A 16,509-nucleotide genomic window follows, 5' to 3' on the forward strand; every position below is an offset into this window, starting at 1 on the left:
CGAGAGTAGGGAACTGCCAGGCATCAAATAAAGCGAAGAGCCCAGTCGGAAGACTGGGCTTTTTGTTTATGTATTTTCTTTTTAAAGAAAGGCTCATTCATCGGGATGAGCCTTTTTTATATCTGCAATATGCGGCTGTGAAGAGATTTCCCCTGCTATTTTACTCAGAAAGCCATTAATTTGGTGGGTGTGTCATCGTATATCTCATCGATGATTATTGTGAATTTGAATATAAGATGGTTAGCTATTTGAATAATCTAAAAGAATGGGAATATGTGGGAAGAGAACTTTATCATTCCGCGCTTATGCCATTTAGATAAATGCCGATAAGCGCGGAAGAAGAGCGACAAATGTATTATCCAGCCGCTGTGTTATTTGGTCAGAGCCACGATACCTAACGTTAAACCCGCTAACGCAGCTGCGCCGCCAGCGATGGCACCTGCCGTTTCCCAGTTGTCCTGCGTCGTGCCTTTCATACAGGTATTGGTATGCACCAGACGGCCCTGATCGTCGTATACCGGTACGCAAGGAGACTCATGTGCACAGCCAGCAAGTAATGTTGCCAGAACCGTCACCAGAATAAATTTTTTCATGATAGTGCCTCTAAAGAGCCCGTTTCAATACGACATGAAGATGTCGTATTACGGAATGGCTTATTTTACCACCTCAGCTATATCGTCTTGATATGGGAAATAATCTCAATTTATGTGCTATGTAAAAATCATGGAGAACGGGTATTGGAATCAACACGATCGTGAGGAAATAATGGAGGGATAAATAACGAATATACGCGTTATGCAGCGTAATAAAGGGAGAGTTACGCTAACGTATTGAGATCTGAGTTGTTATCTTTCAAGCAAAAAGAAAGCGCCCGAAGGCGCTATCTCTGGTGTTGAACACCGATTATCAGGTTTGTTTGCTGAACCGGCGTCTGACCATGACGAAGAACACTGGTACAAAGAAGATAGCCAACAACGTGGCCGTCAGCATTCCCCCCATAACGCCGGTACCCACTGCGTTCTGTGCGCCGCTGCCCGCACCATGGCTGATAACCAGTGGCATTACTCCAAGGATAAAGGCCAGAGAGGTCATAAGGATAGGTCGCAGGCGCATGCGTGATGCCTCAAGCGTGGCTTCAATAACCCCTTTCCCCTCTTTATCCATAAGATCTTTAGCAAACTCGACGATCAAAATGGCGTTTTTCGCCGACAGGCCGATCGTGGTTAGCAGACCGACCTGGAAGTAAACATCATTATTCATACCACGTAGCGATGCAGCTAACAGCGCTCCGACTACGCCTAGTGGGACAACCAGCATGACGGAGAACGGGATTGACCAGCTCTCATACAGTGCTGCCAGGCACAGGAAGACAACGATCAATGAAATTGCGTACAGCGCCGGTGCTTGATTACCGGATAAGCGTTCCTGATAAGACATACCCGTCCAGTCAAAGCCGATGCCTGTAGGTAGCTTAGTGGCCAGTTGTTCCATTAACGCCATCGCCTCACCGGTACTTTTACCCGGAGCTGCTTCTCCGAGGATCTCCATAGAAGGCAGGCCGTTGTAACGCTCCAGACGTGGAGAGCCATATACCCAATGAGAGGTTACAAAGGCAGAGAACGGTACCATTTCACCGTTGGCGCTACGGACATACATATTATTGACGTCGCTCGGTAGCATACGGAACTTCGCATCGGCCTGAACGTATACTTTCTTCACACGCCCATGATCGATAAAGTCGTTAACGTAGTAACCCCCGAGTGCAGCAGAGATAGTCTCGTTGACGTCTGATAGCGACACGCCCAGCGCCTGTGCTTTTTCCTGGTCGACATCAAGTTTGAACTGAGCCGTGTCTTCCAGACCATTCGGACGTACGCGAACTAGCTGGTCAGGGTGCTGCTGCACCATGCCCAAAAGTTGATTACGCGCTTTGGTTAGCTCCGTGTGGCCAAGACTGGCCTGATCGATGAGCTCAAAGTCGAAACCTGTCGCTGTACCCAGTTCGATAATGGCGGGCATGTTGAATGGGAAGACCATCGCGTCTTTAATCTGGCTGAATGCCATGGTGGCACGCTTGATTATCGATTGGGCACCGTTCTCTTCACCGCTCCGATCATCCCAGGGCTTCAAGCTGACAAACGCCATGCCGGAGTTCTGGCCCTGGCCACTAAAGCTGAAGCCGTTAACGGTAAAGACGCTTTGCACATTCGCCTTCTCGTTATTCAGATAATAGTCTGTGACCGTATCCAGTACTTTCTGTGTGCGCTCTTGTGTCGCGCCGGCAGGTAGCTGAATCATAGTCATGAACACCCCCTGATCCTCTTCTGGCAGGAAAGAGGTAGGTAGGCGCATAAACAGCACCGCCATACCCGCCACAATCAGCAGATAAATGATCAGATAACGTCCGGTACCACGGAGAATGCCGCTCACGCTGTTGGTGTAGTGGTTCACGCTGTACTCGAATTTCGCGTTAAACCAGCCAAAGAAACCTTTCTTCTCATGGTGTTCGGCGGAGGCCGGTTTCAGCAGTGTGGCGCACAGTGCGGGCGTGAGAATTAAGGCCACCAGAACCGACAGCGCCATTGCTGAAACAATAGTGATGGAGAACTGGCGATAAATGGCGCCGGTTGAGCCACCAAAGAAGGCCATTGGAACAAAGACCGCTGAGAGCACCATCGCAATGCCGACCAGCGCACCCTGAATCTGCGACATGGATTTCTCCGTCGCTTCGATGGGGGAGAGTTTCTCTTCGACCATCACGCGCTCGACGTTTTCGACCACCACGATGGCATCATCCACAAGCAAGCCTATCGCGAGCACCATCCCAAACATGGTTAGCGTATTTATCGAGTAGCCAAATACCGACAGCACCGCGAAGGTACCCAGCAATACAACTGGAACTGCGATTGTCGGAATAAGCGTCGCGCGGATGTTCTGCAAGAACAGATACATCACAAGGAAGACGAGAATAATCGCTTCGAACAGCGTTTTGATAACTTCATGGATGGATAAGGTAACAAACGGCGTGGTGTCGTAGGGGTACACCACTTTCATCCCCTGTGGGAAAAACGGTTCCAGCTCTTTTAGTTTGGTTTTAATGGCATTTGCGGTATCCAGCGCATTGGCACCGGTTGCTAGTTTGATCCCAAGACCAGAGGCTGGTTTTCCATTAATACGTGCGACAACGTTATAGTTTTCGCCACCGAGTTCTATACGCGCGACGTCGCTCAGGTGCACCACAGAACCGTCAGCGTTGACGCGCAGGGTGACTTTGCCAAATTCTGCCGGATCTTTCAGTCGTGTCTGGGCAATAATTGACGCATTAAGCTGCTGTCCTTTCACCGATGGCGTCCCGCCCAACTGGCCGGCGGCGATCTGATTGTTCTGCACTTTCAACTGGTTGATAACATCGACCGGCGTCAGGTTGTATTTATTCAGTAGGTTACCATCAAGCCAGATGCGCATTGCGTATTGGGCACCGAACAGCTGCACATCACCAACGCCGTTAAGGCGGCTGATAGGATCTTTCACATTGGATGCGATGTAATCAGCGATATCGTCCTGTACCGTATTCGGGTTCTCGGAAATAAACCCGGCGACCATCAGGAAGTTACTGCTCGATTTCTCTACGCTAATCCCTTGTTGCTGAACTTCTTGCGGCAGCAGCGGTGTTGCCAGTTGTAGCTTATTCTGTACCTGAACCTGGGCGATATCCGGGTCGGTCCCGGACTCAAAGGTCAGCGTAATAGTCACAGACCCAGAAGAGTCGCTCGTCGAGGACATATACATCAGGTTATCGATACCGTTCATGTTCTGTTCGATAACCTGGGTAACGGTGTCCTGTACGGTTTGCGCATCAGCGCCAGGGTACGTTGCGGAGATGGCGACGGCAGGTGGCGCGATGGTCGGATACTGGGCGATAGGCAAATGCAAAATAGCTAAGCCGCCGGCCATCATCATAATGATGGCTAACACCCACGCAAACACCGGTCGATGGATAAAAAACTTTGACATAGGGTCGGTACCTTATTGTGCAGCTGGGGCTGCGGTCTCTTCTTCTGGCTGCACGGTTATGCCTGGATGTGCTTTCTGCAGGCCGCTAATGATCACTTTATCGCCGGCTTTCAGACCACTGCTAATCAACCACTGGTCGCCAATGGCCTGTGCGGTAACGACATTGCGTGCTTCTACCTGGTTTTTATCGTTAACCAGCATGACCGTTGCATCGCCGCGTGGTGTGCGGTTCACCCCTTGCTGAGGGACTAGCATTGCGCTCGGGTTTACGCCTTCATCGATACGCGCGCGGACAAACATGCCCGGGAGCAGCGTGTGTTGTGGATTTGGGAAGATGGCTCGTAAAGTAATCGAGCCGGTGCTTTCATCGACGGTGACGTCAGAGAACTGCAGTGAGCCTTTCAGCGAATACGCCTGACCATTTTCCATGATTAACTGAACGCTTTTGGCCTCGCCACCCTGTTGCAGGCTCTCTTGTTTCAGATGCATAAAATCGCTACTGGATTGGGTGACATCGACGTAAATAGGATCAAGCTGCTGCACGGTAGCCATGGCATTAGATTGGCCATTAGTGACCAGCGCCCCTTCCGTCACGCTGGATTTACCAATGCGCCCCGTAATTGGCGACGTTACCTTGGTATAGGCCAGGTTAATACGTGCACTCTCAACGGCCGCTTTGGCCGCCATTACATCAGCATCGGCCTGGCGGGCAGTCGCGACAGCCTGATCGTAATCCTGCCGACTGATGTATTGCGTACCCAGCAGTGGAACGTAGCGTTTTACCGTCAGGTGCGCGATAACCGCGGCGGCCTGTGCTTTTGACTCATCGCTCTTTGCGCTGTCATAGGCTGCCTGGTAGGTCGCCGGATCGATTTGATACAGCGACTGCCCGGCCAGTATGTCGGCGCCTTCGGTGAAGTTGCGTTTAAGGATAATCCCACTCACCTGCGGACGGACTTCTGCAACGCGAAATGCGGAGGTACGACCCGGCAGTTCGGTGGTAATAGACAGTGGCGCGTTGTTCACAACATGAACAGTAACCTGAGGCGTTGGCGCGTGCGCTTGTTGCTCCCCTGAATTATCACAACTGCTCAGTAGGGCCGCGGAGATAATTAAGCTCGATAAAAGTGTAACCCTAGCGTAACTCGTCATTGCAGTTCCTTGTAGACTGATAACCCACGTCGGCTAAAAATCCGTGAAAAAAAAGTGTGAATAAAAAATAGTTTGTTATCCTACAAATAAACACCGGTGGATGTAAGAGCTAGTTATTTTTCGGGCATCAACAAAGGCACGAATACATAAAATAAAAGGCTTCACACATTTAATTCAGGAAGTGATGAATACCATGCATTCATTTTGTGAATATAAATCAAATTACTATATATATTTTGAATTAATTAATTCCTGATGGTGTCGGTATTTTTTATAAATACTCCGTGTAATCTAAATGGTAAATTTAATTAAATGGAATATTCTAAACACCTCGCATTTAGTGGGTAAGCGAAATATTTTATGGCAAGAAGAACGAAAGAAGAGGCACTCCAGACGCGACAGATGCTGCTTAACGCGGCTATCGAGCAGTTTGCATGGCGCGGTTTCAGTAGTACGACATTGACGGACATTGCCGACGCTGCAGGGGTTACGCGCGGAGCGGTTTATTGGCATTTTTCCAGTAAAAGTGAATTATTTAATGCGATGTGGCAAGAACAGTCACCGTTGCGCGAGTTAACGCATGATAAATTGATACAGCTTGACGATAGTAATCCATTAGAAAAACTAAGAAATAAATTTATCATCGGTTTGCAATATATTGCTGAAAATCCCAAACAACGCGCATTGATGCAAATTCTGTATCATAAATGTGAATTCAGTAGTGAAATGATGTCAGAAACTGAAATCAGGAGGAAGATCGGCTTTAATTATGACTTTATGCGCAGTGAATTACAGATGTGTATCCGTAACAAAATATTGCCTGTTGATACAAATATCGAAATCACATTGATTATATTACACAGTGCTTTCAGCGGTATTATCAAAAACTGGTTAATGGATCCGCAGCAATTCGATCTCTACCAACAGGCGCCCCTGCTGGTCGATAACATCATGGCCATCTTGTGCTCGCAACGCCACTGGGAGACTCAACCTGCGCTAGAGGTCAATCAGTAACCATCAGTCTTACCGGCTGTAATACCTGAAAATAATTCATTCAATCGTTCTTACGCTGTCCTCCGAATTCGGTATCTGTCATCTTGTTTATTACCGATCCTGCTCATAATGAGGTTTTTATGCATGATGTTTTCCGTCAGGTGGGTGATTTTCAGGTCACGGCACTGAGTGACGGCAATATGGCGGCTAGCCTGGAACTGCTTTCGGGGATTGATGTAGCGGAGGCGGGAGAGATACAGCGCAATGCTGGAATTGTTGAACCCAACAACCTCCACATCTATGGCTATCTGATTCGCGGGCGCGGGCGTACCATGCTGGTGGATTCAGGGACGGGTGGTGTTAACAAGATAGGGGGCCAGTTAAAGTCTAATCTGCTGGCGGCTGGGGTCATGCCTGATGAGGTGGATACTATCTTACTGACGCATGCGCATCCCGATCACATTGGTGGGCTATTGGATGGCAACGGTGAAGCCGTTTATCCTCGCGCACAGCTGTACCTGCATCCACTTGAAGTGGCGTACTGGCAGAATGATGAAAATCTGGCGCAGGCAAACGAGCGGAGGCAGTTGAACTTTGTACGTGTGCGTCAAACGTTGGCTGTTTATGGCCCACGAGTCCATTTCCTGGATGATAAGCCTATTGTTGAGGGGATTTCCGCCGTCCCATTGCCAGGCCATACGCCGGGGCATACTGGCTTTAGAATTGATGCGGCTGGTATGAGCTTGCTTATCTGGGGGGATATTGTCCATTTCCCGCATATTCAGACGGCGCGGCCGGAGGTGATGGTGGCCTTTGATATCGACCCGATACAGGCGCAAGCATCGCGTAAAGAGATAATGGCGCGGGTGGCGGAGGAAGAGCTGCTGGTGGCTGGGATGCATTTTGCCGGCAGTGGATTCGCGCAGCTTGTCCAGGCTGAAAGCGGGTATCGGATCGTTTATTCTGCGGCGTAAAAAGAGCAATAAAAAAGGCGCGTCCCCATGCCGAGTAGCGCCTTCTTAAACAGCAACTTAACTGACTAGTATCAGTTCATGCCGTATTTTTTGAGTTTCTTACGCAGAGTACCACGGTTGATGCCCATCATCAGGGCCGCGCGGGTCTGGTTACCACGGGTGTATTGCATCACCATGTCCAACAGGGGCTGTTCTACTTCAGCCAGTACCAGCTCATACAGATCATTAACATCCTGACCATTCAGTTGAGCAAAATAGTTCTTCAGTGCCTGTTTAACCGAGTCACGCAGGGGCTTTTGAGTTACCTGATCCTGAGAGTTAACGGTAGAAACGGTCAGTACGTCAGAATTTACGCGTTGTTCGAACATAGTTCTGTCAGCTCTTTATTTCTAATTACGCAAAATTTTCGAAGTATGCCTCCAACGCCGCCAGCTGTTCGCCGGCATCTTCAATGGCGTTGAATGTGCGCCGAAACTGGTCATTTGGAGCGTGTTCCTGGAGATACCAGGATACGTGTTTCCGCGCAATTCGGTACCCTTTCGCCTGACCATAAAAGTCATGCAGTTCCCGAATATGCGAACAGAGCAAGCGCTTCACCTCTGCCAGAGGCAGTGGAGGCAGCAGCTCCCCAGTGTCCAGATAATGCTGGATTTCCCGAAAGATCCAGGGTCTTCCCTGAGCCGCACGTCCTATCATCAGGGCATCAGCCCCCGTATAGTCGAGTACAGCTCTGGCTTTAAGCGGGTCAGTAATGTCACCATTCGCGATAATCGGAATGGAAACGTTCTGCTTAACTGCCCGAATGCTGTCGTACTCAGCTTCTCCGTTAAACAAACAGGCGCGTGTGCGTCCGTGAATAGTCAGAGCTTGAATGCCACAGTCTTCAGCCAGTTTGGCAATTTCTACACAGTTACGGTGCTCTGGAGCCCAGCCAGTGCGAATCTTGAGCGTGACAGGAACGTCCACTGCCTTAACAACCGTTTCCAGGATAGCCTTCACCTGATCCGGGTATTGCAGTAGGGCTGAACCTGCGAGCTTGCGATTCACCTTTTTTGCCGGACAGCCCATATTGATATCAATAATCTGAGCGCCGCTTTCCACATTAATGCGGGCGGCTCCGGCCATCTCTTCAGGATCGTTTCCGGCAATTTGCACGGTACGAATACCTGGTTCATCAATGTGCACCATTCGTAGACGAGATTTGTCGCTCTCCCAAACCTGCGGGTTTGAGGACATCATCTCGGATACCGTTAAACCGGCTCCCATCTCGTAGCACAGCGTCCTGAATGGTCTGTCAGTGATGCCAGCCATAGGTGCTGCGATCAGGCGATTTCTGAGCTGATATTGTCCGATGCGCATGAGTTAAGAAATGACCATACTGTGACTGCAAGGCGGCGTATATTACGCATTTTTTGCACGAGATGAAAGGCCAAACTTTGAGCAATCAGATGTTGTAGATCAATGAATCTCAGCTCCGGGAGCGAATGGTTAATAAATATCTATATTAATCATTATATTAAATAAAACTGGATGATTTGTGCGCATCAATAAAATCGTAAAACTTCTCGCGCTTTCTTACGTAATGCATACGACTTAGTGAATAAAGAGATGATTTTATGAACGAAAATGGAGCAATAAATGAGATCTGCTTCTCATTTATGAGGTAGGAGGGGGAAATAACAGGGGAAAATGCGGCCCGCAGGCCGCATTGAAAAACGATTATTTTTTGCGCCCGGTAATCCGGCACCACTCTTCTTTCTCCACCACCGGGTCGAGGTCAAAGAGATCGACGTAAGCTTCACAAACGCTTTCCGCCTGGCTTGCCAGAATACCGGAAAGGCCCAGCAGGCCGCCTGTAACCGGCAGCACGCTGATTAATGGGGCCAGTTCACGTAAAGGACCCGCCAGGATGTTAGCGACCACCACATCGGCTTTCATGGCCTCTGGCTGGTCCTGCGGCAGATACAGCTCCAGACGTTCAGAAACGCCGTTACGCTGCGCATTATCACGGCTGGCCTGGATGGCCTGCGGATCGATATCGATCCCGATAGCCTTTGCTGCACCCAGCTTCAGCGCCGCGATCGCAAGGATCCCGGATCCGCAGCCGAAATCGATAACCGTTTTACCCTCTAAATCCAGCCCGTCCAGCCACTGCAGACACAGGGAGGTTGTTGGATGGGTGCCGGTACCGAACGCCAGGCCCGGATCGAGCATCACGTTGACCGCATTGACATCCGGCACGTCGCGCCAGCTTGGGCAGATCCACAGACGTTCGCCGAAACGCATTGGGTGGAAGTTGTCCATCCATTCACGTTCCCAATCTTTATCTTCCAGCTGTTCGATTTTGTGTGCAAAGCCCGCACCTAACAGAGGATGCTGCTCGAGGATGGCTACGACCTCTTTCATGTCGGTTTCTGCATCGAACAGGCCGATAACGTCGGTATCGCCCCACAGGCGAGTTTCACCCGGCAGCGGCTCAAATACCGGCGTGTCATGCGTATCCTGGAAGGTGATGGAGACCGAACCGGCTTCCATCAGCGCATCGCTAAGGTCTTCGGCGTTTGCGCCGGTTGTGTTCAGTTTTAATTGGATCCACGGCATGGCAAAACTCTTTATTTATCAGTAGAAATTACGGCGTTCTGCGAGACGGGTTGACCGAAACGGTTCCCCACCACAAACGCCAGCAAACTTAGCAGTAACGAAGGCACAATCGGATGGAAGCCCAGATACTGAATTTTAAAGGTGGCCAGCACGGCATACAGGACGCCACCGACGATCATTGCGCTCAGCGCTCCGGCCGCGTTAGCACGCTCCCAGTACAGGCCCAGCACCAGCGGCCACAGGAATACAGCTTCCAGCCCACCAAACGCTAAAAGGTTTAGCCAGATAATCATCTCTGGCGGACGCCAGGCGGCCAGCATCATCAAAATACCCAGTACCAGCGTGGTCCAGGTCGAGATGCGCTTCAGGCGACGCTCATTATGCATTTTAGTCGGGCTCGCGCTGAGCCACAGATCTTTCACGATGGTCGCGGAGGCCTGTAGCAGGTGAGCGTTCACGTTCGACATGATAGCGGCCATCGGCGCGGCAAGAAACAGGCCCGCCGCCCACGGCGGTAAGACCTGTACCATTAGCGTCGGGATCACCAGATCCGGTACGGTCAGGTGCGGCAGCACTGCGCGACCCAGCGCACCGGCCAGGTGCATCCCCAGCATCAGCAGCGCCACCACGATGGTACCGATGATAATGCCGCGATGGACTGCCTTGCTGTCTTTATAAGAGATACAGCGTACGGCGGTGTGCGGCAGGCCGATGACCCCGAAGCAGACCAGCACCCAGAACGAGGTCATAAAGGTCGGCGTCAGGATATCGTCGGCCCCCTGCGGCGACACCAGCTTAGGATCAATCTGCTCCAGCGTTTCGACCGCGTTATGCAGCCCGCCCGCGGCGTGAACCACCCCTACCAGCAGGACAATGGTGCCAACCAGCATCACCATGCCCTGCATCGTGTCGTTAAGTACGCTGGCACGGAAACCGCCGAATGCGGTATACAGCGCAATGGTGATACCGAAAATCAGCAAGCCATTTTCGTATTTAATGCCCGCCGCGGTTTCCAGCAGACGTGCACCGCCGATGAACTGCACCGCAATGGCACCGACAAAAGCGACCAACAGGCTGATACTGGCAATCCACACCACTGCGCGATTCTGGTAGCGCGCTTGCAGCATGTCATTGAGGGTAATGGCGTTGTAGCGGCGGGCCAGAATAGCGAACTTCTTGCCAAGCACCCCAAGCGACAACCAGATAGTCGGCACCTGAATCATCGCCAGCAGCACCCAGCCAAGGCCATATTTATAGGCGGCTCCTGGGCCACCTATAAACGAGCTGGCGCTGATATAGGTAGTGGTCAGCGTCATGGCTAACACTAAGCCACCCATTGAGCGGCTGCCAAGGAAGTACTCGCTGAGGAACGATCCGGTACTGCGTTTACGCATGGCGTACAGCGACAGGCCGAATACGACCAGCAGGTAAAGCACCAGCACGACGATAATTTCAGTTTGCATCGTTATCCTCCAGCGGGATATCACGGAAGATAAAACGCACCATCACCCAGCACAGCAGGATGAAAATCAGCGGCATCAGCAGGCAGGCCATCTCAAACCAGTGCGGCAGGCCGGTAAAGCCCTGCATTGAATCTGGTAGGTAAGCACTCGCTAACCATGCAGCAAGATAGAGAAGGGTTAGCCACAGCGCCCAGCGCGCCTCTTTATGGGCCTGAACAAAACGCTTGTCCATTTTTTGTCCCTTGTGGATGAAGAAAGCGGGGATTGTACCGCAAGGAAAAGATGAGGGGAGAGAAAAAGAAAAAAGGCCGGAAATTCCGGCCTTTTGCTGCGATAACAGGATTATTTTTCCTGTAATCCGAGTTTTTTCTCCAGATAGTGGATGTTAGTCCCACCATGCTGGAAGTGCTCGTCGCTCATAATACGCATCTGCAAATCGACGTTGGTTTTGATGCCATCGATGATCAGTTCCTGCAGCGCATTCTTCATGCGAGAAATCGCCACGTCACGGGTCTCACCGTAGCAGATGAGTTTGCCGATCATTGAGTCATAGTACGGTGGTACGGTGTAGCCAGCGTAGATATGAGACTCCCAACGAACGCCAAAACCGCCAGGCGCGTGGAAACGAGTGATTTTACCCGGGCTCGGCAGGAAGGTGTTCGGATCTTCGGCGTTGATACGACATTCTACGGCATGGCCGCGAACCTGCACTTCTTCTTGCTTGATGGACAGCGGCTGACCGGCAGCGATACGCAGCTGCTCTTTGATAAGGTCAACGCCGGTGATCATCTCGGTAACCGGGTGCTCTACCTGAATACGGGTGTTCATCTCAATGAAGTAGAACTCGCCGTTTTCGAACAGGAACTCGAAAGTACCCGCACCGCGGTAGCCGATATCCACACAGGCTTTGGAGCAACGTTCGCCGATGTAGCGACGCAGTTCCGGAGTAATGCCCGGTGCTGGTGCTTCTTCGACAACTTTCTGGTGGCGGCGCTGCATGGAGCAGTCACGTTCTGCCAGATAGATAGCGTTACCCTGACCATCAGCCAGTACCTGGATCTCGACGTGGCGAGGGTTTTCCAGGTATTTCTCCATGTAAACCATGTCGTTGTTGAAAGCCGCTTTGGCTTCAGCTTTGGTCATGGCAATGGACTGCGCCAGGTCGGTGTCGCTGCGCACAACGCGCATACCACGACCGCCGCCGCCGCCGGAGGCTTTGATGATAACCGGATAGCCGATGCGTTTTGCATGAGCGCGGTTAGCGTCCATGTCGTCGCCCAGCGGGCCGTCAGAGCCCGGAACGGTCGGTACGCCGGCTTTCTTCATGGCGGTGATTGCAGACACTTTGTCGCCCATCAGGCGGATGGTGTCAGCTTTCGGGCCGATGAAGATAAAGCCAGAACGTTCAACCTGCTCGGCAAAGTTGGCGTTCTCGGAGAGGAAGCCGTAGCCTGGGTGAATCGCAACAGCGCCGGTGATCTCAGCTGCGCTGATGATAGCCGGGATGTTCAGGTAGCTTTTCACGGATGGAGCCGGGCCAATACAAACCGTCTCATCCGCCAGTAATACGTGTTTTAAATCGCGATCCGCAGTGGAGTGCACGGCGACGGTCTTGATGCCCAGTTCTTTACAGGCACGAAGAATACGCAGTGCGATCTCGCCGCGGTTAGCGATAACAATTTTATCCAGCATCTTCGCCTCGTTACTCGATGACGACCAGAGGCTCGTCAAATTCAACCGGTTGACCGCTTTCTACCAGGATTGCTTTCACAGTACCTGATTTATCAGCTTCGATCTGGTTCATCATTTTCATCGCTTCAACGATGCACAGGGTGTCGCCCACGTTAACTTTCTGACCAACTTCCACGAATGCTTTAGCATCCGGGCCTGGAGTGCGATAGAAAGTACCAACCATCGGGGAACGTACGATGTGACCACTGATTTCAGCTTTGGCCGGAGCTTCTGCAGCAGCCGGTGCGGCGGCAGCAACTGGTGCCTGCGGTTGAGCGACAGGTGCTGCATAAGCCTGCTGCATCACTGGATAGCCGGTGTTCGGTGCTGAGCGGCTGATACGTACAGACTCTTCGCCTTCAGAAATTTCCAGTTCGTTGATGCCAGACTCTTCGACCAGCTCGATCAGTTTTTTAATCTTACGAATATCCATGAGTGGGTTCCGTACTCTTTGTTTAGTGTGATTGTGACAGGCGTTTGACCGCCGTCTGTAAAGCGTATGAATAGCCGTCAGCCCCAAGCCCGCAGATAACGCCAGAAGCGATATCAGACAGATATGAGTGATGGCGGAATGGTTCGCGCGCATGCACGTTGCTCAGGTGAATCTCGATAAACGGAATACTCACCGCTAGCAGCGCATCGCGAATGGCAACGCTCGTGTGCGTGAACGCGGCCGGATTAATCAGGATATAGTCAATGTTGTCTTTAGCCTGATGAATACGGTCGATGATGACGTACTCGGCGTTAGATTGCAGACTGTCGAGCGTGACGTTCAGCGTTTCGGCTTCCGCGTTTAAGCGGCTAACGATCTGGGAAAGCGTCAGCGTGCCGTACTTCTCTGGCTCACGGGTGCCTAACATATTCAGGTTCGGACCGTTCAAAAGCAAAATGCGAAACTTGTCAGTCATAGTGCTGCTATCTCCTGCAATTCTCGGGTAAAAAACAAAATATACCTTCGATGCGCGATTGTCACCTTTTCAGAGGTCTAAAACCCCTGCCAGGTAAACCAAGGTCGCACATTATAACTATTTCGTAGCATTTGGCAGCTAAATACTGGTCTTATCAGGGAAGATTATCAACCGCTATTGTAGAAAGAACACCGAACGATAAAAGAAATGCGGGAAAACGCACACATCGTGACGCTAACGCCACCATTGGCGAAACTTCTTGTATCGGCACGCCAGCAGTGCGATGGCGCACCCGGCGTAAATCACCGGTTGGGGTGAGATAATCTTCACCGACCAGAGAAAATGTATCGGTGCGAGGATCGCGGCAAGATAGACGAAGTTATGTAAAAGTTGCCAGCGTCGCCCCAATTTACGCTGCATCGCCTGCGTGGATGTCACTGCCAACGCCAACAAAATTAACCAGCAGGCGAATCCTAATAGCAGGTAAGGACGCGTAACGATCTCTTGTCCCAGCAGCGATAGATTCCGAATCCCTAATTCCAGCAAACTGTAGCTGGTGAGATGAATTGTCGCCCATACAAAACACCATAGCCCGAGTAATCGGCGGGTGCGAATTAACAACGGTTGTTTAGCGTAGCGCGCCAGCGGGGCGACTAACAAGGTCGCCAGCAGCAATTTCAGAGCCATCCTACCGGTAAAGTGCTGGATATCTTTCACCGGATCGGCACTCAGTTGTCCCTGTGAGACGGCCCAGAACAGCCAGACGAACGGCAAAAATGCCGCAAGATGCAGTAAAACTTTCAGCCAGGTGACTTGTTTTAACGTCAAACGCATTAAAAATTCTCCCGCAGATTCATACCGCGATACAGTGAAGCAACTTCGTCAGCATAGCCGTTAAACAGCAGCGTCGGCTGGCGCTGAACATCAAGAATACCGCCAGAGCCAATAAAACGCTCCGTTGCCTGCGACCAGCGCGGGTGATCGACGTGCGGGTTAACGTTGGCGAAAAAACCATATTCGTTCGGTGCGGCGAGATTCCAGGTAGAGTCGGGACGCTCTCGGGTGAGCATAATGCTGACAATCGATTTAATGCCTTTAAAGCCATACTTCCACGGTACGGTCAGGCGAATCGGGGCACCGTTTTGCGGTGGCAGCGCTTTGCCATACACGCCAACGGTCAGCAACGTGAGCGGATTCATGGCCTCGTCCAGGCGCAATCCTTCTATATAAGGATAGGCAAGACCGCCGCCGATAAATCTGTCCTTCTGGCCAGGCATGTTCTCCGGTGAGTAGAGCGTTTTAAAAGCTACGTATTTGGCGTTGCTGGTGGGCTCCACGGCGGCTAACAGCTTGTGCAGCGGGAAACCAATCCACGGGACCACCATCGACCACGCCTCAACGCAGCGCATGCGGTAAATACGTTCCTCTAGCGGGAAGCGTTTGGTCAGGTCGTCATGATCGAGCGTCAGGGGTTTCGCCACTTCGCCGCCGATGGTCAGCGTCCACGGATTGGTGGGCAAGCTTCCGGCGTTGGCTGCGGGGTCGGCTTTATCGAGACCAAACTCATAAAAGTTGTTGTAACCGGTGACTTTATTTTCCGGCGTGAGCGTTAGCTTGCTTTGCCATTGAGCAGGTTTATCGAAGGTCAGCGCTGGCCCGGAAGGGGCGGGTGGGCGGTCATTACCTTTAAACCAATCGGTGAGGCTGGAGGCGTGAAGTGGAAGGGAGGCGGCCGCCGTACCAATGCCCAGCATTTTCAAGACCTGGCGGCGTTTTAGCATAAATACAGACTCGGCGGTGACGTCCGATTCGGTTAATTTTTTAGGGCTCATCGTGCTCTCCGTCATGCTTTTTTCTAAGCATGACGGAGGCACTGTGTTATTGCGAATTTATCACGAAAAATTGCAGATTAGCCGATTTTGACCAGCGTACGGCCCTGAATCTGGTTGTTGATGATCTTGTCGGCAAATTCCGGAGCCTGCGCCAAAGCAATCTCCGTCGCGCTCTGGGCAAAGAACGATTCTGGTAAATCGCGAACCAGACGTTCCCAGGCTGTAGCGCGACGCGCTGCTGGCGTCATTACCGAGTCAACGCCCTGCAGACGAACATTGCGCAGAATAAACGGCATGACGGTTGTTGGCAGCGCAAAACCACCGGCCAGACCGCAGGCGGCAACGCAGCCACCGTAGTTCATTTGTGCCAGCACTTTCGCCAGCACTTTGTCGCCAACGGTATCAATGGCACCGGCCCAAATCTGTTTTTCCAGCGGACGGGTTTCTGCAAACTCAGCGCGATCAAGAATACGCTTTGCACCTAAGGCGCGCAGGTAATTATGGGTACTTTCGCGACCGGAAACCGCCGCCACCTGATAACCCAACTTGTGCAGCAATGCGATAGCGGTGCTACCTACGCCGCCGCTGGCGCCGGTAACAACAATTTCGCCGTCTTCAGGACGAACGCCTGCGTCTTCCAGCGCCATCACGCACAGCATCGCGGTAAAACCGGCGGTACCGATAATCATCGCTTTACGTCCATCCAGACCCGCAGGTTGGGGCACCAGCCAATCGGCGTTAACGCGGGCACGATTGGACAGCCCCCCCCAAAGGTTTTACCCCACCCCCCCACCCGGCAACACTAACAGCTGGGCCGGGGGAAAAAGAGAATCGGGGCAGC

15 protein-coding genes and 1 pseudogene are annotated in these 16,509 nt (G+C 51.7%); 2 read left to right on the forward strand and 14 right to left on the reverse strand.

Annotated elements, in window-relative coordinates:
- Window positions 1–371 precede the first annotated feature (371 nt).
- The 3 genes from LZ634_RS20975 to LZ634_RS20985 form a co-directional block, all read right to left on the reverse strand.
- A complete protein-coding gene (locus tag LZ634_RS20975; RefSeq protein WP_234508679.1) occupies window positions 372–593 on the reverse strand; it encodes a lipoprotein in 222 nt (73 codons plus the stop codon).
- Between the two features lie 313 nt (window positions 594–906).
- Window positions 907–4,014 (reverse strand): efflux RND transporter permease subunit, encoded by a 3,108-nt coding sequence (locus tag LZ634_RS20980; RefSeq protein WP_234508681.1) that lies wholly within the window; start codon window positions 4,012–4,014, stop codon window positions 907–909.
- Between the two features lie 12 nt (window positions 4,015–4,026).
- Entirely contained in the window at window positions 4,027–5,166 is a 1,140-nt protein-coding gene (locus LZ634_RS20985) for an efflux RND transporter periplasmic adaptor subunit (protein WP_234508683.1), read from the reverse strand.
- A gap of 360 nt (window positions 5,167–5,526) precedes the next feature.
- On the opposite strand from LZ634_RS20985, the gene envR reads away from it, so the two are divergent.
- Together envR and LZ634_RS20995 are read left to right on the forward strand one after the other, a co-directional pair.
- A complete protein-coding gene (envR, locus tag LZ634_RS20990; protein WP_234508686.1) occupies window positions 5,527–6,180 on the forward strand; it encodes an acrEF/envCD operon transcriptional regulator in 654 nt (217 codons plus the stop codon).
- 119 nt (window positions 6,181–6,299) lie between these two features.
- Entirely contained in the window at window positions 6,300–7,133 is an 834-nt protein-coding gene (locus LZ634_RS20995; RefSeq protein ID WP_234508688.1) for an MBL fold metallo-hydrolase, read from the forward strand.
- Between the two features lie 71 nt (window positions 7,134–7,204).
- On the opposite strand, the gene fis is transcribed toward LZ634_RS20995, so the two are convergent.
- From fis to LZ634_RS21050, 11 genes and pseudogenes are all read right to left on the reverse strand, one after another.
- Window positions 7,205–7,501: a DNA-binding transcriptional regulator Fis gene (gene fis / locus LZ634_RS21000; RefSeq protein ID WP_000462905.1), complete on the reverse strand. Its 297-nt coding sequence runs from the start codon at window positions 7,499–7,501 to the stop codon at window positions 7,205–7,207.
- A 25-nt stretch (window positions 7,502–7,526) separates the two neighbouring features.
- Window positions 7,527–8,492: a tRNA dihydrouridine synthase DusB gene (dusB, locus tag LZ634_RS21005; RefSeq protein ID WP_234508690.1), complete on the reverse strand. Its 966-nt coding sequence runs from the start codon at window positions 8,490–8,492 to the stop codon at window positions 7,527–7,529.
- A 360-nt stretch (window positions 8,493–8,852) separates the two neighbouring features.
- Window positions 8,853–9,734 carry a 50S ribosomal protein L11 methyltransferase gene (prmA, locus tag LZ634_RS21010; RefSeq protein ID WP_234508692.1) on the reverse strand — a complete coding sequence of 294 codons (882 nt, stop codon included), beginning with the start codon at window positions 9,732–9,734 and terminating at the stop codon, window positions 8,853–8,855.
- Window positions 9,735–9,745: 11 nt separating this feature from the next.
- Window positions 9,746–11,197, reverse strand: a complete 1,452-nt coding sequence (gene panF, locus LZ634_RS21015) for a sodium/pantothenate symporter (protein WP_234508694.1) — start codon at window positions 11,195–11,197, stop codon at window positions 9,746–9,748.
- Window positions 11,187–11,429 carry a YhdT family protein gene (locus LZ634_RS21020; RefSeq protein ID WP_234508696.1) on the reverse strand — a complete coding sequence of 81 codons (243 nt, stop codon included), beginning with the start codon at window positions 11,427–11,429 and terminating at the stop codon, window positions 11,187–11,189. The genes panF and LZ634_RS21020 overlap by 11 nt, the downstream gene beginning before the upstream one ends.
- Window positions 11,430–11,539: 110 nt before the next feature.
- Window positions 11,540–12,889 carry an acetyl-CoA carboxylase biotin carboxylase subunit gene (gene accC / locus LZ634_RS21025; RefSeq protein WP_052283989.1) on the reverse strand — a complete coding sequence of 450 codons (1,350 nt, stop codon included), beginning with the start codon at window positions 12,887–12,889 and terminating at the stop codon, window positions 11,540–11,542.
- Between the two features lie 10 nt (window positions 12,890–12,899).
- Window positions 12,900–13,361 (reverse strand): acetyl-CoA carboxylase biotin carboxyl carrier protein, encoded by a 462-nt coding sequence (gene accB, locus LZ634_RS21030; RefSeq protein ID WP_234508699.1) that lies wholly within the window; start codon window positions 13,359–13,361, stop codon window positions 12,900–12,902.
- Between the two features lie 22 nt (window positions 13,362–13,383).
- Window positions 13,384–13,836: a type II 3-dehydroquinate dehydratase gene (gene aroQ, locus LZ634_RS21035; protein WP_052283991.1), complete on the reverse strand. Its 453-nt coding sequence runs from the start codon at window positions 13,834–13,836 to the stop codon at window positions 13,384–13,386.
- A gap of 234 nt (window positions 13,837–14,070) precedes the next feature.
- Window positions 14,071–14,670, reverse strand: coding sequence for a protein-methionine-sulfoxide reductase heme-binding subunit MsrQ (msrQ, locus tag LZ634_RS21040; RefSeq protein WP_234508701.1), 600 nt, complete (start codon window positions 14,668–14,670; stop codon window positions 14,071–14,073).
- The gene (msrP, locus tag LZ634_RS21045) at window positions 14,670–15,668 is read right to left on the reverse strand and encodes a protein-methionine-sulfoxide reductase catalytic subunit MsrP (RefSeq protein WP_234508703.1); all 999 of its coding nucleotides are present in this window, start codon (window positions 15,666–15,668) and stop codon (window positions 14,670–14,672) included. Before msrP ends, msrQ begins: the two co-directional genes overlap by 1 nt.
- A gap of 77 nt (window positions 15,669–15,745) precedes the next feature.
- Window positions 15,746–16,509: pseudogene (locus LZ634_RS21050) on the reverse strand (acryloyl-CoA reductase); the annotation flags it as partial.

The organism is Kluyvera intermedia (genome assembly GCF_021440345.1).
Taxonomy (GTDB): Bacteria; Pseudomonadota; Gammaproteobacteria; order Enterobacterales; family Enterobacteriaceae; genus Kluyvera; species Kluyvera intermedia_A.